This is a genomic window from Streptomyces sp. NPDC047014 (assembly GCF_040644195.1).
Lineage (GTDB): Bacteria > Actinomycetota > Actinomycetes > Streptomycetales > Streptomycetaceae > Streptomyces.
On the sequence record NZ_JBEYVX010000016.1, the window covers coordinates 15,809 to 36,059 of the forward strand.

Consider the following 20,251-nt stretch of genomic DNA (forward strand, 5'->3'; position numbering starts at 1 on the left):
GCGGCCGAAGGTCTCGCTGGCCGACCGCGGTACGCGGCCTGCCTCCGGGCGCCGGCTGGGTGACCCAGCAGTATGTCGACGGTCCGGCGAAGAGCTACTCCCCTTCTGCTCCGAACAGCGTACGCGATGGCGGCGCCGGGCCGGAATGGGTCATTGGTCCCGCTGCGCCCCGGCTACGCCGCCCCCCGAAAGCCGCAGACCGCCCCGAACCGCCCGGCAATCACACGGCAGCCGCACCACACCACCCCCCACCCCACCCCCGGAACCTCAACTTCCATTTAAATCAGGCCCCTTGAGTGCCTTGATGTGACGTGCCCATGTCGCCACGCTGTCACCTGGCGCCCATCCCTGCGACACCCGGCGCCGCCAGCATGGCCACGCCCCGCCGGGGCCGCACGGCCACACCCCCCGCACCCAGGGAGCCCCTCATGGCACTCATGACCACTGTCTACGCGCGTCGAGTTGGCGTGCTCGCGTCAGCGGCGGCCCTCGCCGCCCTCACCTCCCTCGTCAGCGCCCCCGCCGCCCAGGCCGCCCCGCCCGCCCCCATCAGCGCCTCGGCCGCCCGCGCCTACCTGGCGACCGTCACGCCGAGGACGGAAGGCTCCACCAGCGGTTACAGCCGCGACCTCTTCCCCCACTGGAGCACCGTCTCGGGCACCTGTAACACCCGCGAGACCGTCCTCAAGCGCGACGGCGTGAACGTCGTCCAGGACTCCTCCTGTGCCGCGGTGAGCGGAAGCTGGTACTCCGAGTACGACGGCGCCACCTGGACCGCCGCCTCCGACCTCGACATAGACCACGTCGTCCCGCTCGCCGAGGCATGGCGCTCCGGCGCCAACTCCTGGACCACCAGCAAGCGCCAGCAGTTCGCCAACGACCGCACCCGCCCCCAGCTCATCGCGGTCACCGACAACGTCAACCAGGCCAAGGGCGACCTCGACCCCGGCAAGTGGCTGCCGCCGCGCACCGCCTACCGCTGCACCTACGCCCGCATGTGGGTCGACGTGAAGCAGTACTGGGGCCTGAGCATGGACTCGGGCGAGAAGAACGCCCTGGTCGGCATCCTCAACGGCTGCTGAGACGAGAGCGGAAGCGGCTACGGAAGCGGTTGCCGAACAGCTTCGGAGGCGCCTGCGGAAGCGGCCCCTGAACGGCTTCCGAGACGGCTCCGGAAACCGCCCCTGAACGCCTCCCGAAACACCCGCCGCACCCACCGCCGGACCGAGCACCGTCCAAGCCGGCCGATCTTTCCCCCATGAGGGGGAGGCGTGGCTCCCCCTCCCCGTCGTACCGTGATCGAAGGGGACATGAGGAGGGGGAGTCACATGGCCGGACTGCGCCTGGGGCCGCTGCTGCGCCACGTCGACTGGGACACGGGCGGGGCGGCCACGATATGGGTCGAGACCGACCGCCCGTGCACGGCCGAGGTGCGGTGCGCGGACGGGGCGGGCGGCAGCGCGCGCACCTTCCAGATAGCCGGCCACCACTACGCGGTCGTCCCGGTCACGGGCCTGACGCCGGGCGCGACCACGGCGTACGAGGTGCTGCTGGAGGGCCGGCAGGTGTGGCCGCCCGCGGACAGCGCCTTCCCTCCCTCCACGATCACCACGCCGACCGTGGAGGGCCCCGGCCGGCCCGCTCCCGGGCTGCGCGTCACCTTCGGCTCCTGCCGTCAGGCGGCGCCCCCGGCCGGGCGGCGCGGGCCGCACGGGGCGGACGCCCTGGACACCCTCGCGGCCCGGCTCGCCGCCGACCCCGAGGCGGAGCGCCCGGATCTGCTGCTCCTCCTCGGCGACCAGGTGTACGCGGACGCGCTGTCGCGGGAGACCAGGGCGTGGCTCGCGGCCCGACGGGATCTACGGGAGGCGCCGGGCGCCCAGGTCGCGGACTACGAGGAGTACACCCGGCTCTATGACGAGTCGTGGCTCGACCCGGAGATCCGCTGGCTCCTCTCGACCGTGCCGAGCCTGCATATATTCGACGACCACGACGTCATCGACGACTGGAACACCAGCGCCGCCTGGCTGGAGGAGATGCGGGCGACGCCGTGGTGGCGCGAGCGGATCCTCAGCGGCCTGATGTCGTACTGGGTGTACCAGCACCTGGGCAACCTCTCACCGGCGGAGCTGGCGGCCGACGCACTGTACGCGGAGGTACGCGCCACCCCGGACGGCACCGACGCGCTACGGGCCTTCGCCTCAGCCGCGGATGCCGATCCGGCCTCGGTGCGCTGGAGCTACCGGCGGGACTTCGGCCGGACCAGGCTGCTGATGGTGGACACCCGCGCGGCGCGGGTACTGGCCGAGGACGGCCGGGCGATCCTCGACCCGGAGGAGCAGCGCTGGCTGCGGGAGAACGCCCTGGCCGGGCACGGCGGCTTCGACCACCTCCTCATCGGGTCCTCCCTGCCCTGGCTGATGCCGCCGCTGATCCATGACGCGGAGACGTGGAACGCCGCGCTGTGCCGCGGGGAGCGGGGGCCGCGGTGGGCCCGGATCGGTGAGGACCTGCGCCGTCGCAGCGACTTGGAGCACTGGGCGGCGTTCCCGGCCTCGTTCGCGGCGCTGACGGACCTCATCGAGGAGGTCGGGACGGGCCCCCGGGCCCCCTCCACCATCTGCGTCCTGTCCGGGGACGTGCACCACGCCTACGTCGCGGAACCCCGAATACCGAGCACATCCCGGATATTCCAGCTGACCTGCTCACCGGTCCACAATTCCATCCACACCGTGGTGAAGTGGGGCTTCCGGCTGGGCTGGTCCCGGACGGGACGGTGGCTGGGGCGTGGCTTCTCGCTGCACGGCCGGACGGGCCGGCCGCCGGTCAACTGGCGGCGTACGGGCGGCCCGTGGTTCGGGAACCAGCTGATGACGCTGGCGCTGGCGGGACGCACGGCGCGGCTGCGCCTGGACCAGGCGCACAAGGGACGCCCCCGGGCCCGGCTGGTCACGGTGCTGGACCGGGAACTGACCGAGAGCTGACCGGAAGCTGAGTGGGAGCTCAGTGGCAGCCGACCGGGGCGGGAGCAGCCGACGGTTCGGCCGACCCGGACACCGTGCGTGAGGGCATCGGGCGTACGCTGTGTCGCTGTCAGCCGCTCCTGCCGCTCCCCCGCGACGTCGCGGCGCTTCATGCCGCAGCACGTCAACCGGACTGGGGAGTCCCGCTTTGTTGGAGACGCTGGGGTCGCTGACCGCGAGCCCATGGATCTACGCCGTCGTGGCGCTGTCCATCGTGCTCGACGTCTTCCTGCCCGTGCTGCCCAGCGGGGTGCTCGTGATCACCGCCGCGGCAGCCGCGGCGGCTGCCGGCGCGGCGGGCCCGGTACCGGTGCCGCAGCGGGTGCCGGACATCCTCCTGCTGCTGGTGATCGCGACCACCGCGTCGGTACTGGGTGACATGGCGGCCTTTCGCATCGCGCGGCGCGGCAACGCCCGGCTGGACCGCGCCATCGCCCGCTCCCGCCGCCTCAGCCGCGCCCAGGACCGCCTCGGCACCGCCCTGGCCCGCGGCGGCGGCGCCCTGGTCGTCATCGCCCGCTTCGCCCCGGCCGGCCGGTCGGTTGTCTCCCTGGGCGCGGGCAAGACCCAGCGCAAGGCCGCGGAGTTCCTGCCCTGGTCGGTCCTGGCGGGCATGGCCTGGGCGGGCTACAGCGTGGCCCTGGGCTACTTCGGCACCCAGTGGCTGGGCACCCAGTGGCTCGGCACGGCCGTCTCCCTCGTAGCCCTCTTCGCCGCAGGCGCCGCCGCCGCCTACCTCCTCCGCCGCCCCCCGACCCCTTCTCCGGCCTGACCCTGGCCTCGGTCCAGCCGGGGCACCGAAGCCGACCGGAGTGGTCGCGGTACCAGAGACGGCGAGGCCACCTCTTCCGCACCGTGCCGGGTGAGCCCGCGTGCCCGGTTCCGTACACCGCAAGGGCTCGCGCGTACGAGCCGTACTCGATTGCCCCGACAACGCGGCGGCGCCGTGCGGCCCCGGGCACGCGAGGCAGGCAGCTCCACGTCCCAAGGCCAGGCCACTCAGAAGCCGCTGACGCACCCGGCAGCAACCAACAGCCGGGACGGAAGGGGCCGCCGGGCAGCCACAGGGCGGCCCGGCCGGGTACGGGGCGACTGGGGCGGGGGCGCGTACACGCACCGGCGGGGCGGACCCGGGACGTCCAGGCCAGGCGCCGGACATCCGGGACCGGGCGCGCGACGGCCCGGCCCGCCGGGCGAACGGGTGACCAGACGTCCAGGCATCCAGGCCACCAGGCTGGCCGCCGTATCCCCCGGCCGGCGGAGTCGGATCACCCGTTCACCCGGTCCCGATCGCCGCCCCGGGCGCCTGCTCCTAGCGTCCACAGCACGGCGCGTCACCGAATCCGCGTCACATCCGTGGCCCGGCCGCGCCGTCCCGAGGAGCCGAGGAGTCTCCATGCCCGCCAAGCTTCCCGTCCCGCTCACCGCCGCCACCCGCTCCGCGGTCCCGCGCCGCCTGGCGGCCCTCGCGGCCGCGGCCCTCGTCGCCGCCGCGCCCACCGGCGTTGCCCACGCCGCCTCCTCCGCCACCGCCTCCCCGAGCACCGTCGCCCCCAGCGGCCGGGTCGCGCTGAACATGCAGGGCTGCGGCGCGCGGACGGCCCGGGTCACCTCGACCGCGTTCGGCGAGGTACGGCTGGAGACGGCCAACGCCCAGACCACCGGCCTCTCCGGCAGCGCCACCGTCTACCGCGACGCCAACCCCGGCACCCACCGCGTCACCTTCGAATGCGGCGGCCCCGGCGGCGAACGCGTCACCGTCTCCCTCCAGGTCACCCCCGGCGCGGCCCGCGGCGGTACGGGCGGCAGCGTCGGCTCGATGAGCACGGTGGAAACCGCCGTCGGCGGCACCCTCGCCGCCTGCGCCCTCGCCGGCGGCGTATGGGCCATCCGCCGCCGCCGAGCCTCCATCTGAAGGCGCGCCCTCAAGGCACGCCCGAGCACCGGCACAGCACAAAAGCCGGGCCGGACCCCTCACACAGAAGCCGCGGCCTGCTGCCCCCGTACGTGCACCCCGTCGAGCAGCGCCGCGGTGGCCTCCGCGACCGCGTCCACCGCCGCCTCGAACACCTCCTGGTTGTGCGCGGCGGGCACGCGGAACCCGGACACCTTCCGTACGTACTGCAGCGCGGCGGCGCGGATCTCCTCCTCGGTGGCCTTCTCAGGGATGGCGGGCGGACGCAGCGTCTTGATCGATCGGCACATACCTCCACTATCCCGCTACCGCGGCAGTTCGGCCCCGGAAAGCTTCATGATCAACCCAGCCTGGAGCCGCGCCTTCAACCCGGCGTCCTCGACAGCCTCCAGCAGATCGATGGCCTGCTGCGCCGTCTCGGCGGCCCGCCGGTCGTCGCGCAGCGAGGCCGTCTGCGCGGCCATGTGCCGCAGCGCGATATCGGCCCGCCGGTGGAAAAGCTGCCCGATCAGGGCCGTGACCAGGCCGGTGGAGCTGGTGACAACACCGAGGTACATCTCGCCGCCCGCCTCGGCCTTCCACACCGCGAGCCCGACCCCGACGAGCAGGATCGCCGCCCCGACCCCGGCGAACCGCTGACTGGTGGCAAAACTGCTGCGCGCCTGCGTCAGCCCGTACGCGTAGTACTCCACCAGCAGCGGCGTGAAGTCGTCCCGCCGATCCCCCAGCCGCGCCCGAGCGCGACCTGACCGGCTCCCCCCGACATCCTCGAACTTCCCGGGCCGCGCCCACACCGCGGGCAGCTCCACCTCCCCAGCCTCAGCGGAACCGGAAAGCCCCGCCACCAACCGAGCCCGCTCCTCGTCCCGCCTCCGCTCGAACCCGGCCCCCAGAAACCGCTCCACCCCCACCACGACCCCCACGGCCGCAACGACCGCCACAACCACCGCACCCCACGCGAGCCAGCCGCCCATCCCCCGACCATCCCACGCCCCACCCCACCCGCCAAGACCACCGCACCCGGCGCTGATGCGAACACGCCGCCCCGAACCTAGACTGGGCGTCACAAAGTCACCGACAGTAAGGAGACTGACACCATGGCCAAGCGAGGCAACAAGAAGCGCGCCCGCAAGAAGAAGAAGGCCAACCACGGCAAGCGCCCCAACGCCTGACCCAAGGCCCCCGCCCACCCCGGCCGGGGGCCTTTCAGCACGCCGACGTGGCCGCCCAGACCCGTCGATCGGCGCGCAAGATCCCCATGAATGCACGACGCCGAGGCGTTCCCGCTGGGGATGTGGCACCGATGTGGCGTCAGACGCGGAAAAAGGCCCCTAAGCCACAATCGGCTGAGGGGCCAACAACAGGCTCTCACCTGCTAGTTCCTACTGGTGGGCGCGGACGGTTTCGAACCGCCGACATCTGCTTTGTAAGCTCACCTGGCTACGCCTCGCGCCAGGCCGGACGGCCGCTTCCACAGCAGCAATAGTGGAGCCACAGTCACTGCGGATCTGCCGATGTGCGTCCACGTTGCCGTCAGCGGCTGCCGTCAGAGACGGCCTGCGAGCCGCGGCTGGTCACGGCGCACACGGCTCCGGAGGGGCCCATGCGCCTCAGGCGTTTCAGCAGGTCACAGACCTTGGGTGCGACCTGTGACGATGCCGCGCCCATGAATAGGCCGTGCCCCGGCCAGACGCAGGGGCACACCGCCTGCTGACGGATTAGCGGCGCCACCTCACTCGATGCTGCTCCACACACTTCAAGACACTTCAAGCTGACCTGATGCTTCGGGTGTGTCCTCAGCTCCCCGGCTTGGCCGTTCGTGACGTCACTAGTGCAGCGTTGCCAGCGTCCTGCAGTCTCTGATCAGCGACTTGATTGCCTCTGGGGTCTTGCCCACTATGCCCGGTATAGATGACTTCGTCACCATAGTCCTTGTCATCCCAGCAGCCCCCCAGAGACGACGATGGGCTCGGCACCGTTCTTCTTCGTTTCACAGATGCCGACCTAAAGAGGTCGATGGACACTGCGCCGACCTGCGAGCTTGCGACTACTGAACTTCTGACCCAACCTGCGCGTTGGCCACACCACCAATCATGGCCACACGATCGCGTGCAGCACTGACAGTGCCCGCGGGCCTGCGCTCCGAAGTCGACCGGGACGGCGGGCAGGAGTCGCCTGCCTGGCTCCCCGGCGATGCGTATGTGCGTGACGACATCTACGCATGTGAAGTAACGTGTGAAGCATGACGAGTAGCCAGTTGCCCACGCCCTTCGGTGACGAGCCATGCAAGGACAAGCACCTGACCCGCGCTCCGCTGGCTCGCGTCCTCGCTCAGCTGCGCTTTGAGCCCCTCTCGGCACTAGGGTCGCCTAACGTCACTTCCGAATTCGCGGCGCGACTGAGTAAAAAATACCCTTACCTTGAAACAGGATCCGAGTTCAATCTGCTAATTGGCAGCGGGCAGGTTTCGCCTCAGTCCAGCCAAAATCCAGTTTGGAGATTCCGCTCGCCAGATAGGTTGACCACAGTATCCCTGACCAACGGTTCGCTGGCGTTGGAGACGACTCAGTACGCGGGGCGAACAGATTTCTGCAAAGACCTGGCTCAGATCGCCGACGTGTTGAAGAACGTAGCGTATGTGCCAGCTTACACGCGAGTCGGGTATCGCTACACGAACAGAATCTCCGAATCGAATGACCTGGGGATTCTTTCCGAATTGGTCCGACCTGAAATTCTCGGAATCTCGGCAGCCGGACTCGATGGCAACGCTCACCTCGTGCACTCGCTTTCTCAAGCTGCTTTCGATCTGGCCAATGGGGACGGCTTCCTTGCCCAGTGGGGTGAAATGCCGGCCAACGGCACATTCGATCCATCACTGGATTTGCTGCCGGGGAGGAGTTGGATCCTAGACCTAGACGCCTTCCAACAAGGTGTGAGCATCGGCTCGGATCCCGAGGAGATCCGCGTTCAATCTGAGCGCCTTTCGAAGCGCGCCTACCGGTTCTTCCGATGGGCAGTTACTCCGAGATTTCTCATTCGCTTCGGGGGGTAAAGTTGACTACGTATTCGGCTAGCCACTCTCCCATCATTTCCTTCGTCGTCGATCCGGCGGTGAAAGAAGTGGCAGTTTCCAAGGTGAGCGTCCCCCCCGCGTCGCCTCGCGTGTGGGTCGCTGGGCTAGCACTGGCAACAGCATTCGCCACATCGGCCATAGCTGCGGCGCCGCCAGCCTATGGGCGACCCATTGCAGATCAGACTTCCAGCCCTGTGGTCGCCGCACTTGTTGCGACGCCCCCCCCACCTATCGACATGCCTGCTCGCGCTGATCTACCTTTCGATCAGGCTGAATTGGTACGCGTAATCCACGACGAGAGCGGCCTCACGTGGGAGCAGTTGAGTAAAGCTCTGGGGGTCAGTCGCCGAGCAACTCACCTGTGGGCGTCGGGCGGTCGCGTCAATGCCCGCCACGGCGAGATGATCATTCAGCTAGCACAGCTCGTCCGGTCCGCACCGACTGGCGTGCCGATGCAGGTGCGAGCCTGGTTGTATGCATCCGCGCCTGGCGAGCAAAGCCCCCTAGAGTCCTTCCAGGCGCGAAATCGCAGGGAGCGAACGCCAGTTGTAGGCGTCGGCTATACTCCGATTGAGTTGCTGTCCGCTGACACTGAGTGACTTCCCGGGGGGAGTGGCGTTGGACTCATCTTCCGGTTTGCAGGCAACGGGCGATACGGACTCACCGAGTGCAGATTGGCAGGGCGTCATCGGCGATTACCGCCAGGGTGACGTAGTTGGCGCGAAGCGCGTTGCGGTCCAGGTGGGTGACGATGACACGCAATGGGTTGAAACCCCTGATGGCGTGGCCATCATTCCTCAGACATGCGATTTGGTCCTCACTGATCGAACGATGGCGCAAGTAGTTCCCATTGTGATCCTTGACGCGAATGCAGCAAAATCTTCGAGCAAGGGTCAGCGTCCGAACTATGTCCCGCTGCCGAACTTGAGCCCCCAACATTTTGCCGATCTGACCTATATTGCCACCGTACCGAAATCTTTCCTCGTGAAGCATGCGAAAGCGGCTGGTGTCTCATCTATGGACGACATTCGCAAGTTCGGCCAAAGGGTTGGGCGTAGGTATAGTAGGTTCGCCTTCCCCGACAATGTCGTGCCTTGGTTGCGCCCCCTTCAATCTCTCGCTGAAAGCAAGGTTGACAAAGGGGAAAGCCCCATCGGTTGGGCGATGGCCAAGGTTGCGTCCATGCGTTTGGAATGCGACGACGAATGGGAAGTGGAACCTTACTCGCTCACATTGTGCATCGTTATGGAGCCAGGCGTACTTCCCCCCGTGCCTACTGACGTGCTGCCGGAGTGCCCAGAAACTCTGCATGGTTGGCTTTATCAAGGAGACGGGATCACCCTTCAGAAGAAGCCGGCCGAGATCGCTGAACGCCTCAAGAGCGGTGCACAATCGCTTGATGCGGCATCGCGATACTGGCTCTGGAGTGGCTTTGCGGAGGCGCTTGCAGGATTGTGCGTGCCGCGCCCCGATTCCAAACCCGGAGTCATGGGAGCCGTTATGGAGGGGCGGATTGAATCCGATATCATCTCGACGGAAGATTTTTCCTTTGAGAGGATGCGCCACTCCGAGGAGATTGATCTGGACCACCTCTCATCGCCGCTGCCGATCTGACATAAAGGGCTTTCGGTAGCCAGCGTGTGGCTTGGGTGCTTACTTCGGGCGGGGGCATCGCGGCGCCAGCATCAACGAACGCTGCTGTCATCCTGTCTGCCGTCGACCCACACGGAGTGATAGCGGGGCAGGCTTCTGGGGCCCAGGTGAAGGTCCCTGCTGGACGAACGACCCAGGCCCGAGAAGCCCGGTCGGCTATGGCTTGCCGGGGTCGAGGGCAGACGGGATGACAGCTCACAACCCCCACCACGAACCGGCTGGCAGCCGCAGAACCGGCCCTCGGTCATCCCGGTGCCGGACACGCCCCCGCCGGAGGCATCCGTCTGTGACGGAGGGCTTATGGGTCAGGCCGCGTTCACCCTCATCAGGCCCTCAGCCCATTGGCGCGCGGCCGGCGGGCCGGACGGGAGCGGGGGGAGACAGGAGCGCAGGCCCGGGATGACGGGTGTGCGACGCCGCCTCGGGAGGCGGAAGCGCCCTTGATGGAGTAGGGAAACCCTGCCGCGCCAGCCCTTGGCGGTTTCGAGAGCTCGGCGGCAAGCGCCCACCGGGACGCTTATCCCGTGAGGCTCCAAACAGCAGCGCTCATCTACTGTGCTGGCCCGCCCACGGCCCACAGGACGCCTCTGGCCAATTGCTGGCAGGGATCAGCCCACAAGCTGACCCGAGGTTGATCACCCATCGCATTGTCACAAGCCGAGGTCCGTGCACAACAGCTCCTGCACCTGCGCGGCCGTCCACCGGCCTGAGGCACCGGGGCACGCCGCAAGGTACTCCGCGATGTCCTGCTCCTCCCACGGCCCGGACTCCAGGAGGCCGCCGGCCAGGTACCGGAGGTACGCCGCCGAGGGCGCCAGCACGTCGATGTCACCAAGGGTCCACGGCGCCGTGAAGGTCAGAACGGGGATGTCCTCGATGGTGCCGGGGCAGATCAGCGTCTCGTACCGACCGGGGCCCAACTCGTCGCGTCCAGCCCGGAGAACGGCCGTCAGATCGAGGTCCACCCCTGGCTCCTGGTACATCTCCTGTGCGGCGATGTCAGACATCTGACTCACGGTCACCAGGTGCGCCCGTCCCCGCATTCGACCGGGGGCAGTCGGGTCGTAGAACCCGCGGCCTCCAGTCCAGACAGGGGATTCCGTGGCGAAGTACAGGCGTCCTGGCATCTCGACCGCGATGGATCGTTCCGGCGCATGGTGGTCACGACACCCCGGGTAGGTACGCGTCGCCCCGGGCGGGGTGCCGCCGGCGATGTACGCGGCAAGACGGTCCATGTGCATGTTGGAGCCGTAGGAGGCGTACCAGACCCGCTCAGGGGTGGGCAGCGCCCGACTCAAGGGTGTGGCGGTGTGTACGACCATGCTCGGTTCCTCGAAGGTGGGGGCGAGGGTGCTCATCAATCCGCCAGCACGGAGTAGCGGATCACGTGCCGGTCACCCGACAGGATGGTGATCATGGCCCGGAGCGGCTTCCGGTCCTTGTCGTAACCCGTCCGGGTGTGAGCAGCCACTGGCGTGGCCGGCGGGAGGTCGAGCCGTTCCGACTCCGCCCGCATCGGCATGCGGAAGATGATCTCGTCCTCGTACCGCACCTGGGCTAGCCCGCACTGGGCCAACACGCCGCCGGGGGCTGACACGTCCTCGGGCTTCATCAGCGGCGTGCCGCGGACTAGCTCCTCGGGAGCTAGCTGTCCGCCAGCGTGTACGACTCGTGGTCGATCAGACGGATCCGCTCGCGCACGACCGTCATCGCGGTCTTGGGGTCGAGCCAAGACGCTCGGCGACATCGGCCGGCGGGCGCCGGCTGAGTAGGCGTTGCCGTCACCCTTAGCCGTCAAAGGCCCCCAACCATAATCGATTGGGGGCCTTTGTGCCGGTGGGCGCGGACGGTTTCGAACCGCCGACATCTGCTTTGTAAGAGCAGCGCTCTACCCCTGAGCTACGCACCCGTGGATGAGTGGACAGCCTACATGCCGCGCGCACCCCCCACGCAAACCCGTTCGCGTGGGAGAGAATGGACGGGGGCATGGCGGACACGGTACGGGAGAGGGATTGTGGCGACGGCATCCCGGCGGTGGTTCGGTGGGCGGGACGAGAGTCGGCGGGCGGATGCGCAGGCGGCCAAGGATGCCGCCGCGGCCGCGTTCTACGAGCTGGACACCGCGCAGCGGGATCTGCGGATCTCCATGGAGACGATCGCCGCGGCCGACGGGTCGCCCGCGGCGCGGCAGGCCGCCGAGGGGTTCGTGGCGCTCGGGCAGCGGATCGACCAGGTCAGCCATGTGTACATCGAGGCGGTGGACGCGTACGACCTGGACCGGGCCGAGTTGGAGGCGTCGGTCGCGACGCGCGCGCGGGAGCAGCTGACCGGGGCGCGGGACGAGCTGGTACGGGTCAAGGCGGAGCTGGACCGGTTCGCGGCGGGGCTGCAGCCGCTGCTGGACAAGGCCGAGACGCAGCTCGCGCGGGTCGCGCCGGCGCGGGAGCGGGCTCGGGCGGCGTTGATCGGGGCGAGCGATGCGCTGGATGCCGTACGGGCCAAGGGGATGCGGGCCGATGAGCTGGCGGCGCGGCTGGCGGCGCTGGGGCCGGAGCTGACGAAGCTGAACCAGGGGGCGGCGCGGCACGGCGTGCAGGAGACGGTGCAGCGCGCGGACCGGATCCTGCGGGACGCCGAGGCGATACGGGCCGAGGCGGAGCGGTTGCCGGAACGCGCGGCGGAGATCGACCGGCGGCTGGTGAGCCTGCGGACGCGGGCGCAGGCGTTGCGGAACCGGGCGGACCGGGTGGATCCCGTGCTGAGCGAGTTGCGGCGGCGGTTCAGTGCGGCGTGCTGGCAGGACCTCCAGCACGTGCCGGAGGAGGCCGTACGGGAGGTCACGGAGGCCGAGCAACGCCTCGCGGAGGCCGGGCGGGCCCGGGACGAGCAGCGCTGGGCGGATGTGGGCGCGCTGATCGAGGCGGTACGGGGGTCGCTGGACGCGACGGACGAGGCGGTGTCGGCGGCGCAGGACCGGCTGACGCGGCTGGAAGCGGTGGCGCGGGATCCACAGGCGGAGGTCGACCGGACCCGCTTCGCGGTCCGGGACGCGCAGCGGCTCGCGATGGCGGGCCGCAGCGTCCCGGACCCCCGGCACGCGGGCCCCCTGGACGAGGCGGTGGCCCGGGTGAGCCGCGCCCGGGAGGGCCTGGAGGGCCGCCACCCGGACTACTGGGCGTTCCTCCAGGAGATGGAGTCGGTACGGGCCGCGGTGAACGCGGTGGTGACAGCCATCCGAGCGGAGCTCGGACACGGCTAGCGGGCGGACGTACGGGGCGAGGCCGCCGGTCCACGCACCGTACGCGGGCACGCCGACCGGCGTTCGTCGGCCCGGCGGGTGCGCCCTGGCGCGGAAAGGGCTCAGCCCCCTGAGACCGGGCCGCATCAGCGCGGGCTCCGCCGACTGCGCACCGTACGACCCCAGCCGCACGGGCACGCACCCCGGCCTCGTCGGCCCGGCGGGTGCGCCTCCCGGCGCGACCGTCACCGTGAACACCACCGCGTGCGGCACCGGCGGCCACGGGTGCCCGGCACCAGCTTGAACCGGCCGCCGCCGACCGTCGTGCCGTCGCCGTGGGCCTTGGCGCGGAGGGGGATCAGCTCCCTGAGGCTTGGCGCGGGCTCGCCGGTGGCGCACCGTACGACCCTGGCCGAGCTGTCACACGGGACCCGGACCGCCGTCGGCGCGGGTCGCGCTCCCCTGGCTCACGGAGAGCACGACTCCCCAAGAGCCGGCCGAGCGAGCGTCGGCACGCGCGGCCGTCGACCCCGTGAGCAGCCTGCCCCAGTGACCTTCGGGCCGGGGGTGGCAGGCGCAGGGAGAGACGTCAGGTTCTCGCGAGGCGGCGGGCCCGGCCGAAGCGGGCCACCGTGGGCGGCGGGGCGCGCACCCGCCCCCGGCAGATGGTTGGGGGCGAGGTCAGGCAGATGGCCGGGCGCTCCGACGGGCGGCGGGCCGGGCGGCTCGCGGCGTCACTGCACCCGGCGTGGGAGGTCCCGACGCCGCTGGCCAGGCCGAACCGGCCGCCAGGACGCGTACGGGCGCGAGCCGCCCGAACCCACCCAGCCTGCCCCCGCCCCGCCCTTGGCCGGAGCCCTGCCCAGGCCAGGCCCCGCCCCCTCAGCCGCAGCCGCAGCCGCAGCCGCAGCCGCAGCCCAACCACACCCCCAGCCAGTTGTCTCGCGCCCCCCGGCGGCGGATGCTGGGAGGGGTCGGGGGGTGAATGGGATAGAGGAGGGCGTTATGGCCCATACATTCCGTATTGCCCATCGGGCCGCCGCCCCGCCAGCCGGGTCGGCCGCGCAGGCCCCGCAGACCTACGTGCCGCACGCCGCCTACGGGTGTACCGAGCCGCATGAGCACTACGCGCCCTACATCCCCCGCGAGCCCGACCCCTCGGTGCCCCCGCCGCCGCGGTTCTCCGAGACCGTGTCGCGGCGGATGGCGCGGGTGATGCATCCCGTCAACGCGCGGCTCGACGAGCATCTGCCCACCGATCACAAGCTCAGCCAGGTGTACCGCGTCGGGGCCGGGCTCACCGGCGTGCTGCTCGTCGTGTTCGGGGTGCTCGGGCTCATCCACCGGATCGGGTTCTTCGACACCGGCGGCGACACCGTCCTCGCCCTGAACACCAACGGCGCGCTCAGCGTGCTGTCGATCTGCTTCGGCCTGCTGCTCATCATCGGGATGGCCATCGGCGGAACCTTCGCTTCCACCCTCAACATCGTGCTCGGCGTGCTCTTCATCGCCAGCGGGTTCGTGAACCTCGCGCTGCTCGACACCGGGCTGAACTTCCTCGCCTTCCGGATCCCGAACGTCCTGTTCAGCTTCGTCGTCGGCGTGATGCTGATGTGGTTCGGGATGTACGGGCGGGTGGGCAGCGCGCTGCCGCACGACAATCCGTACTGGCGCGCCCGTCATCCCGAGCAGGCCGCCCGGGAGGATCGGGCACGAGCGCGAAAGGCCGTCTGAGCGACCCGCCCCGCCGGCCGTAGCGCACGGCCGCCGGGCCCGCTTAGCCTGTGCGCATGCCTCGTTACGAATTCCGCTGCCGGACCTGCGACGACACCTTTGAGGTCAGCCGGCCCATGGCCGAGTCCTCCGCCCCCGCCGACTGCCCCGCCGGGCACGCCGACACCGTGAAGCTGCTGTCCGCCGTCGCCGTCGGGGGCGCCGCCGGAGCACCCGCCCCAGCCGCCCCCATGGGAGGGGGCGGCTGCTGCGGCGGTGGCGCCTGCGGCTGAGCGGCTGAGCGGCCGAAAAAGCCACAGACACCAGCCGCCCACCGCCCCAGCCGCCCCCGCCGTCTCAGCGCTTGCGCGACAGCGTCAGCCCGTCCGAGATGGCCAGCAGGACCGAGTCCATGCGGTCGTCCGCCGTTACGTGGTCGTTGAAGGCGCGGACGCCCGCCGCCGAGCCGGTCGCGGACTCGTCCAGGACCGAGCCGTGGAACAGCGTGTTGTCCGTGACGATCAGGCCGCCCGGGCGGAGCCGCGGTACCAGCTCCTCCCAGTAGGCGACCTGGTTCTCCTTGTCCGCGTCCACATACGCCATGTCGATGTGCGGCTCGGACGGCATCGCCCCCAGCGTCTCCAGCGCCGGGGCGATGCGCAGCTCGATGCGGTCCGCGACGCCCGCCTCCGCCCACGCGTCCCGGGCGTGCGCCGTCCACTCCTCCGAGACGTCGCAGGTGATCAGGCGGCCGTCCGCGGGCAGCGCCTGGGCCATGGAGAGGGCCGAGAAGCCGGTGAAGGTGCCGACCTCCACGATGTGGCGGGCGCCGGTCAGGCGGACCAGGAAGGCCAGCAGCGGCCCCTGCTCCTCCGCCGACTGCATCCCGGCGACATCGGGGAACGTGGCGTACGTCTTCGCGACCAGCCCCCGCTGGACCCGGTCCAGCGGGGGGTTGTGGTCGAGCATGTAGGTGTAGAGCTCGTCTGTGATCTTGGTGCTGTTGCCCTTGGTCATGCGTCCAGTCTGCCGAGCCGCCGGGCTTCGCGGGTGAAAGCCCGCACGATCTCCTCACCCGCCAGCACTCCCGCCTCCGGCAGGGCCGTCACGGAGGGCGCCGTCCAGCCCACGTCGGCCAGTTCGCCGTGGCCCGGCCGCCAGGCGGCGTCCGCCGCGAGCAGCAGGTCGGCGTCCAGCAGCGAGTCCCCGGCGGCCAGGGTGGCGGTCGCGCCGGTGCGGCGGGCGACCTCCCGCATGGCCGCGCTCTTGGTGAGCGGGCGCGGGACGGCGTAGATCTTGCGGCCCTGGAGGGAGACCGTCCAGCCGCGGGCCTCGGCCCACTCCGCCAGGGACTTGAGCCATTCCTCGGGCACCAGGTCGCGTTCGACGACGAGGTACGCGAACAGGTCCTCCGCCACCCGGGTCTTGCGCAGCCACACCGGGTCCGCGACGGCCACCAGGTGCCGGCTGACCTCCTCCAGCGGAGCGCACTCCTCCGCCAGCCGCGCCGCGACCTGCCGCCGCCAGTCCCGGTCGGGGACCCCGTCGACGAGGAGCTGGCCGCCGTTGGCGCAGATCGCGTACGGGACCGGGCGGCCGGGGAAGCGGATGCGCTGGTACTGCTTGCGGGTGCGGGTGGTGGTGGGGACGAGGACGACGCCCGGGTCCTCGGTCAGCCGCGCCAGCAGGGCCGCGGCCGTCTCCGTCATGTAGGACAGCGGCTTGCTCTCGTGGACCTCGACGCACAGCAGGCGCGGGGCCTCCGGGTCGGGCATGGTCAGGCCGAGGGCGGCCGTCGAGTAGATGAGCGTACGGTCGAGGTCACTGGCTACGAGGACGGTCACTTGGCGGCCACAGCCTTTCCGTCGGCGCCCGTGGCGCCGCGCGTGAAGCGGGGGTGGATGAGACCCACGCACGTGTAGGGCAGTCCGTCGACCTCCTCGACCGGGACCCCGCGCTGCTCGGCCAGCAGCCGTACGTGGTCCAGGTCGGCCCCGGCGCCCCGCTGCGCCAGGATCTTCCAGGGCACCCGGCGCAGCAGGACGCGGGTGGTCTCGCCGACACCGGGCTTGACGAGGTTCACGTCGTGGATGCCGTACTCCTCGCTGATCCGCTCGACCGCCGCCCAGCCCTCCCAGGTGGGGGTGCGGTCGGCGGCGAGCAGTTCCTTGACCTGCTCGTCCACGGCACCGGCCACCTCGTCGAAGTGGGCGGCGACGGCGTCGACGAAGGCCACGGAGACATCGGCGGCGGCGAGCTCGCGGTAGAACTTCGCGCCGTGGAAGTCGCCGGGGCCGACCAGGTCGGCCCTGAGCACCGTACGCGAGATGAGGCCGGAGACGGTGGAGTTGAGGCAGGCGGAGGGGATGAGGAAGTCCTCGCGGGTGCCGTAGGTGGGCACGCAGGAGCCGGGGTCCGCGAGGACGACGATCTCCGGGTCGAAGCCGGGGAAGTCCGCCAGGGCCTCCTTCAGCTCGCGGGTGATGGCGCCCTTGCCGGTCCAGCCGTCGACGAAGACGATGTCGGCCGGGTCGTGGCGGGCGGCCAGCCAGCGCAGGGCGTTGGCGTCGATGCCGCGGCCGCGCACGATGGAGACGGCGTAGTGCGGGAGGTCCAGCCCGTGCCGGGCGCGGGCCCAGCGGCGCATGAGCACGCCTACGGGGGTGCCGGCGCGGGCCAGCGAGACCAGCACGGGCGACGGGGAGCGCTCGGCGAGCACGGTCTCGGTGACGGTGCCGACGGCCTTCGCCACGCGGGCGGCGGAGGCCGTGAGCGCGCTCCGGTACAGCGCCTGGTACTGCGGTGACGGCTGGTACTCGACGGGCAGCGACTCGGCGTAGTGCGCGCCGCCGGCCTGGATCGCCTCCTCGCGCTCCTCCGTCGGGGCCTCCAGCCGCACACCCGAGAGGTCCTGGAGCAGCCAGCCGACGTCCTCGGGGGCGTAGGAGGAGAAGGCGGGGCCGCGCAGGGGCTCGGTCATGATCGGCTCCTGCCGGGTGGGGGACGCGCCGCCGGGGGCGGCGGGGATGTACGACGGGATCACGGCCAGGACGATCCGGCCGGTGTGCGGGGCGAGGGCGGCGAGCAGGCCGGTGTGCAGCCCGGGGGTGTCCCCGGCCGAGTCCACGACGGCGACGACGGTGTCGAAGCGGGCCTCGCCGGCGCCGGGGGCGACGTTGTAGGCGTAGCGGTCGCCGGGCCCGTCGGCGGGGGCGTCGTGGGCGGGGAAGACCAGCCGGGTGCGGATGGCGTAGCCGGGGTCGTCGACGGCGAGCACGGGCGAGCGGGTGGTGGTGGAGAACCGGACCTCGGCCGCGGCGCCCGCCTCCTCCAGCGCCTTCGCGAGGCGCAGCGGCGCGTACATCAGCTCTTCGTTGCCGAGTACGAGCACCCGCCCGGCCCCCTCGCCCAGCGCGGCCCCGATCCGCCCGGCCATCCCGGGCAGCGCCTCCTCCAGCCGGGCCCGGTGGGCGGCGGTGAACCCGTGCCGCCCGCCGTCGGGCAGCCCCTCGGGCCACTCCAGCCCGACGCGGACGAGGCCGGCCTGGGGAAGTGCCTGCTGACCCGCCGCATCGGCCTCGTACCGGTCCACCAGCGCCTGGCCCTTCGCCAGGACCCCCTCCGGGAGGGTGGCCGTGCCCGAGGCCAGGGCGATCAGGTCCACCCTGGCGCCCAGTTCGGCCGCGAACGCCGTGAGGCGGGTGCGGTCGGCCGGGGAGCGCATGTCGACCAGGGCCACGACCACGTAGTGCGTGCGCGGATGGCGGGCGTGCAGGTCGCGGATGGTGTTGAGGACCGTGTTGCCGGTGGAGAACTCGTCGTCGACGAGGACCAGCGGCCCGCTGCCCGCGAGCAGCCGCGGGTCCTCGGGCAGCAGCAGGTGCGAGGTGGCGTGCGAGTGCGCCTCCTCGAAACCGCCCGCCGGGGTGACGCCCGGTACCGGCCGGCGGGTGGAGTGCAGGTAGGGGGCGGGGCCCAGGCCGTCGGCCACGCAGTGGCCGAGCCCGGTGGCGGTCTCGGCGTAGCCGAGGACCACGGCCGAGGCGGCGGCCTCCTCCCCGAGCAGGGCCCGTACGCGCTCGCCGAGCCTGTACCCGGCCTCGTACACCGTGCGCGGGGAGCGCGGCACGTGCTTGCCCAGCACCCGCGAGACCAGCAGGTGCGCCCGCTTGGGGTTGCGCCGCAGGGCCAGCCCCAGCAGCTCCGTCAGCGGCGGCCCGCCTCCGGAGTCCTCCAGGGACACGCCCAGCCGGTCCGCGACCCAGGTACCCGACCACACCGCTTCGATCGTCTCGCCCTTCCTCGTCGTTGCCATCGGTTCCGGCCCGCTCACACCCGGAGTCCGGCCGTGAGCAGGTCGACGAAGCCGACCTGTTCCTTCGCCACACCGAAGACCTCGGCGCGCAGCATGGTGCGCTCGGCCCAGGCCCGGTGGGGCTTCACCTCGTTCATCTTGTTCGTGTAGGCGCTGCGCAGCACTCCGCCGCCGCCGCGCTCGGGCCGCAGGATGTCCTGGGCGTCGCAGAACTCCTCGTGGGAGACCACCGACAGCGCGTGCACGGGGGTGACGTGCGCGGGGTGGATGCAGGTCTTGCCGAGCAGGCCGTTGGCCCGGTCGAGTTCGATCTCGCGCAGCAGTCCGTCGAGGTCGTGCTCGATCAGGGCGGTGCGCAGCTCCTCCACGCCCTCCTCCAGGAAGGGGCTGCGGCGCAGCTGCGGCTTGAAGAGGCGCTGCTGGCTGCGGAAGTACTCCCAGACGGGGCCGGTGACGGTGAAGCCGGTGCCGTCGGCCCTGCTCAGGACGTTGACGACGTCCGCGATGACGCCGGCGACGATCTGCACGTCGTAGGCGGTCATGTCGGGAGTGCGGCGCAGTCCGTAGGCGGAGCAGAAGTCGGTGACGCCGAGCCGCAGGGCGAGGACCCGCTCGCGGTGGTCGTTGACCGTGCGGGAGATGCCGGCGAGGGTCTCGACGCGGGTTTCGAGGTGCAGCAGGCCGGGGGTCTCCAGGACGGGCATGGCATACAGCCGGGCCCGTCCGCTCGTCGCCTCGGCCTCGGCGAGGGCCTCCAGGAAGGGCAGGCCGTGCTTCTCGTCGAACTTGGGGAGTACGAATCCGGCCAGCAGCCGGACGGAGCCGCCGAGGCGGCGCACCAGGTCGGGGATCTGCTCGGGGGTGCGGACGCGGATGAAGAGCAGCGGCAGCTCCGCGGCATCGGCGGCGAGGTCGGCGAACTGCCGGACGAGGTTGTCCTCGGCCAGGGCCACATCGGCGTCGCTGATGGAATCCTCCAGGCAGAGGACCATGGAGACCACCCCGCGGGCGGACTGCTTGCGGATGTCCGCGGCCAGGGCGGGGCGGGTGGCGGGGCTGTACAGGGTGGCGCCCAGGGCCGCGGCGAGGACGCGGGCGGGTGATTCCGCGGTGAATTCCGCCGGTTCCTGGTGGAAGAGGTCCCGACGGACCGGGGGCGATATGTGCCCAAAGTGACGCATGTTCTCTCCCCGTACTGCCTCGGCGGCCCAACTGGCATGGCCGGTAATAGTACGTACGAACGTGAGTCAAGAGTTCCTCAAGCACATGAAGTTCAGGTAACCCTCTTGCACCATGCCCAGCTCGCGTGATCGGTACAAGG

Annotated in this window: 17 protein-coding genes and 1 tRNA gene; 9 read left to right on the forward strand and 9 right to left on the reverse strand. The window is 70.8% G+C overall.

All coding sequences use genetic code 11. The features are described from left to right. Positions 1-437 precede the first annotated feature (437 nt). The 4 genes from ABZ873_RS12650 to ABZ873_RS12665 all read left to right on the forward strand — a co-directional run bounded on the left by ABZ873_RS12650 (position 438) and on the right by ABZ873_RS12665 (position 4,938). Complete coding sequence (locus ABZ873_RS12650; protein WP_360869621.1) at positions 438-1,082, forward strand: HNH endonuclease family protein; 645 nt, start codon at positions 438-440, stop codon at positions 1,080-1,082. Between the two features lie 246 nt (positions 1,083-1,328). After that, positions 1,329-2,984: an alkaline phosphatase D family protein gene (locus tag ABZ873_RS12655; RefSeq protein WP_360869403.1), complete on the forward strand. Its 1,656-nt coding sequence runs from the start codon at positions 1,329-1,331 to the stop codon at positions 2,982-2,984. Positions 2,985-3,171: 187 nt separating this feature from the next. Further along, the gene (locus ABZ873_RS12660) at positions 3,172-3,795 is read left to right on the forward strand and encodes a VTT domain-containing protein (RefSeq protein WP_360869405.1); all 624 of its coding nucleotides are present in this window, start codon (positions 3,172-3,174) and stop codon (positions 3,793-3,795) included. 624 nt (positions 3,796-4,419) lie between these two features. Further along, a complete protein-coding gene (locus ABZ873_RS12665; RefSeq protein WP_360869408.1) occupies positions 4,420-4,938 on the forward strand; it encodes a hypothetical protein in 519 nt (172 codons plus the stop codon). A gap of 59 nt (positions 4,939-4,997) precedes the next feature. Here ABZ873_RS12665 and ABZ873_RS12670 read toward each other — a convergent pair whose 3' ends face one another. Both ABZ873_RS12670 and ABZ873_RS12675 read right to left on the reverse strand, forming a co-directional pair. Beyond that, entirely contained in the window at positions 4,998-5,228 is a 231-nt protein-coding gene (locus tag ABZ873_RS12670) for a DUF2277 domain-containing protein (protein ID WP_360869411.1), read from the reverse strand. A 15-nt stretch (positions 5,229-5,243) separates the two neighbouring features. Beyond that, on the reverse strand, positions 5,244-5,912 hold the full coding sequence (locus tag ABZ873_RS12675) for a hypothetical protein (protein WP_360869413.1): 669 nt from the start codon (positions 5,910-5,912) through the stop codon (positions 5,244-5,246). A gap of 1,268 nt (positions 5,913-7,180) precedes the next feature. Between ABZ873_RS12675 and ABZ873_RS12680 the strand changes: the two genes are divergently transcribed. Together ABZ873_RS12680 and ABZ873_RS12685 are read left to right on the forward strand one after the other, a co-directional pair. Next, positions 7,181-7,990, forward strand: coding sequence for a TIGR04255 family protein (locus ABZ873_RS12680; protein WP_360869416.1), 810 nt, complete (start codon positions 7,181-7,183; stop codon positions 7,988-7,990). Positions 7,991-8,629: 639 nt separating this feature from the next. Further along, entirely contained in the window at positions 8,630-9,625 is a 996-nt protein-coding gene (locus tag ABZ873_RS12685) for a hypothetical protein (protein ID WP_360869419.1), read from the forward strand. Positions 9,626-10,314: 689 nt separating this feature from the next. Here ABZ873_RS12685 and ABZ873_RS12690 read toward each other — a convergent pair. From ABZ873_RS12690 to ABZ873_RS12700, 3 genes are all read right to left on the reverse strand, one after another. Continuing rightward, positions 10,315-10,671 (reverse strand): hypothetical protein, encoded by a 357-nt coding sequence (locus ABZ873_RS12690; protein ID WP_360869423.1) that lies wholly within the window; start codon positions 10,669-10,671, stop codon positions 10,315-10,317. 350 nt (positions 10,672-11,021) lie between these two features. Next, positions 11,022-11,276 carry a UTRA domain-containing protein gene (locus ABZ873_RS12695; RefSeq protein ID WP_360869426.1) on the reverse strand — a complete coding sequence of 85 codons (255 nt, stop codon included), beginning with the start codon at positions 11,274-11,276 and terminating at the stop codon, positions 11,022-11,024. A 225-nt stretch (positions 11,277-11,501) separates the two neighbouring features. Further along, positions 11,502-11,573, reverse strand: a tRNA-Val gene (locus ABZ873_RS12700). A gap of 105 nt (positions 11,574-11,678) precedes the next feature. Here ABZ873_RS12700 and ABZ873_RS12705 point away from each other — a divergent pair. The 3 genes from ABZ873_RS12705 to ABZ873_RS12715 all read left to right on the forward strand — a co-directional run bounded on the left by ABZ873_RS12705 (position 11,679) and on the right by ABZ873_RS12715 (position 14,908). Next, positions 11,679-12,923, forward strand: a complete 1,245-nt coding sequence (locus ABZ873_RS12705) for a hypothetical protein (RefSeq protein WP_360869429.1) — start codon at positions 11,679-11,681, stop codon at positions 12,921-12,923. 1,182 nt (positions 12,924-14,105) lie between these two features. Then, positions 14,106-14,636: a DUF4383 domain-containing protein gene (locus tag ABZ873_RS12710; RefSeq protein ID WP_360869624.1), complete on the forward strand. Its 531-nt coding sequence runs from the start codon at positions 14,106-14,108 to the stop codon at positions 14,634-14,636. A gap of 56 nt (positions 14,637-14,692) precedes the next feature. Further along, complete coding sequence (locus ABZ873_RS12715) at positions 14,693-14,908, forward strand: zinc ribbon domain-containing protein (RefSeq protein WP_360869431.1); 216 nt, start codon at positions 14,693-14,695, stop codon at positions 14,906-14,908. Between the two features lie 64 nt (positions 14,909-14,972). On the opposite strand, the gene ABZ873_RS12720 is transcribed toward ABZ873_RS12715, so the two are convergent. The 4 genes from ABZ873_RS12720 to ABZ873_RS12735 are packed head-to-tail and all read right to left on the reverse strand — an operon-like array spanning position 14,973 to position 20,111. After that, positions 14,973-15,632: an O-methyltransferase gene (locus tag ABZ873_RS12720; protein ID WP_360869433.1), complete on the reverse strand. Its 660-nt coding sequence runs from the start codon at positions 15,630-15,632 to the stop codon at positions 14,973-14,975. Next, positions 15,629-16,459, reverse strand: a complete 831-nt coding sequence (locus tag ABZ873_RS12725; RefSeq protein WP_360869436.1) for an HAD family hydrolase — start codon at positions 16,457-16,459, stop codon at positions 15,629-15,631. Before ABZ873_RS12725 ends, ABZ873_RS12720 begins: the two co-directional genes overlap by 4 nt. After that, positions 16,456-18,930 (reverse strand): phosphoribosyltransferase, encoded by a 2,475-nt coding sequence (locus ABZ873_RS12730; RefSeq protein WP_360869439.1) that lies wholly within the window; start codon positions 18,928-18,930, stop codon positions 16,456-16,458. Before ABZ873_RS12730 ends, ABZ873_RS12725 begins: the two co-directional genes overlap by 4 nt. A 14-nt stretch (positions 18,931-18,944) precedes the next feature. Then, positions 18,945-20,111, reverse strand: coding sequence for an HpcH/HpaI aldolase/citrate lyase family protein (locus tag ABZ873_RS12735; protein ID WP_360869442.1), 1,167 nt, complete (start codon positions 20,109-20,111; stop codon positions 18,945-18,947). Positions 20,112-20,251 lie beyond the last annotated feature (140 nt).

Excerpts from the sequence above, each read along its gene's own strand:
- ABZ873_RS12650 (WP_360869621.1), top strand. The coding sequence starts at position 438 with ATGACCACTGTCTACGCGCGTCGAGTTGGCGTGCTCGCGTCAGCGGCG.
- ABZ873_RS12655 (WP_360869403.1), top strand. The coding sequence starts at position 1,329 with ATGGCCGGACTGCGCCTGGGGCCGCTGCTGCGCCACGTCGACTGGGAC.
- ABZ873_RS12665 (WP_360869408.1), top strand. The coding sequence starts at position 4,420 with ATGCCCGCCAAGCTTCCCGTCCCGCTCACCGCCGCCACCCGCTCCGCG.
- ABZ873_RS12670 (WP_360869411.1), bottom strand. The coding sequence starts at position 5,228 with ATGTGCCGATCGATCAAGACGCTGCGTCCGCCCGCCATCCCTGAGAAG.
- ABZ873_RS12675 (WP_360869413.1), bottom strand. The coding sequence starts at position 5,912 with ATGGGCGGCTGGCTCGCGTGGGGTGCGGTGGTTGTGGCGGTCGTTGCG.
- ABZ873_RS12680 (WP_360869416.1), top strand. The coding sequence starts at position 7,181 with ATGACGAGTAGCCAGTTGCCCACGCCCTTCGGTGACGAGCCATGCAAG.
- ABZ873_RS12690 (WP_360869423.1), bottom strand. The coding sequence starts at position 10,671 with ATGTCTGACATCGCCGCACAGGAGATGTACCAGGAGCCAGGGGTGGAC.
- ABZ873_RS12695 (WP_360869426.1), bottom strand. The coding sequence starts at position 11,276 with ATGAAGCCCGAGGACGTGTCAGCCCCCGGCGGCGTGTTGGCCCAGTGC.
- ABZ873_RS12710 (WP_360869624.1), top strand. The coding sequence starts at position 14,106 with ATGGCGCGGGTGATGCATCCCGTCAACGCGCGGCTCGACGAGCATCTG.
- ABZ873_RS12715 (WP_360869431.1), top strand. The coding sequence starts at position 14,693 with ATGCCTCGTTACGAATTCCGCTGCCGGACCTGCGACGACACCTTTGAG.
- ABZ873_RS12720 (WP_360869433.1), bottom strand. The coding sequence starts at position 15,632 with ATGACCAAGGGCAACAGCACCAAGATCACAGACGAGCTCTACACCTAC.
- ABZ873_RS12730 (WP_360869439.1), bottom strand. The coding sequence starts at position 18,930 with ATGGCAACGACGAGGAAGGGCGAGACGATCGAAGCGGTGTGGTCGGGT.
- ABZ873_RS12735 (WP_360869442.1), bottom strand. The coding sequence starts at position 20,111 with ATGCGTCACTTTGGGCACATATCGCCCCCGGTCCGTCGGGACCTCTTC.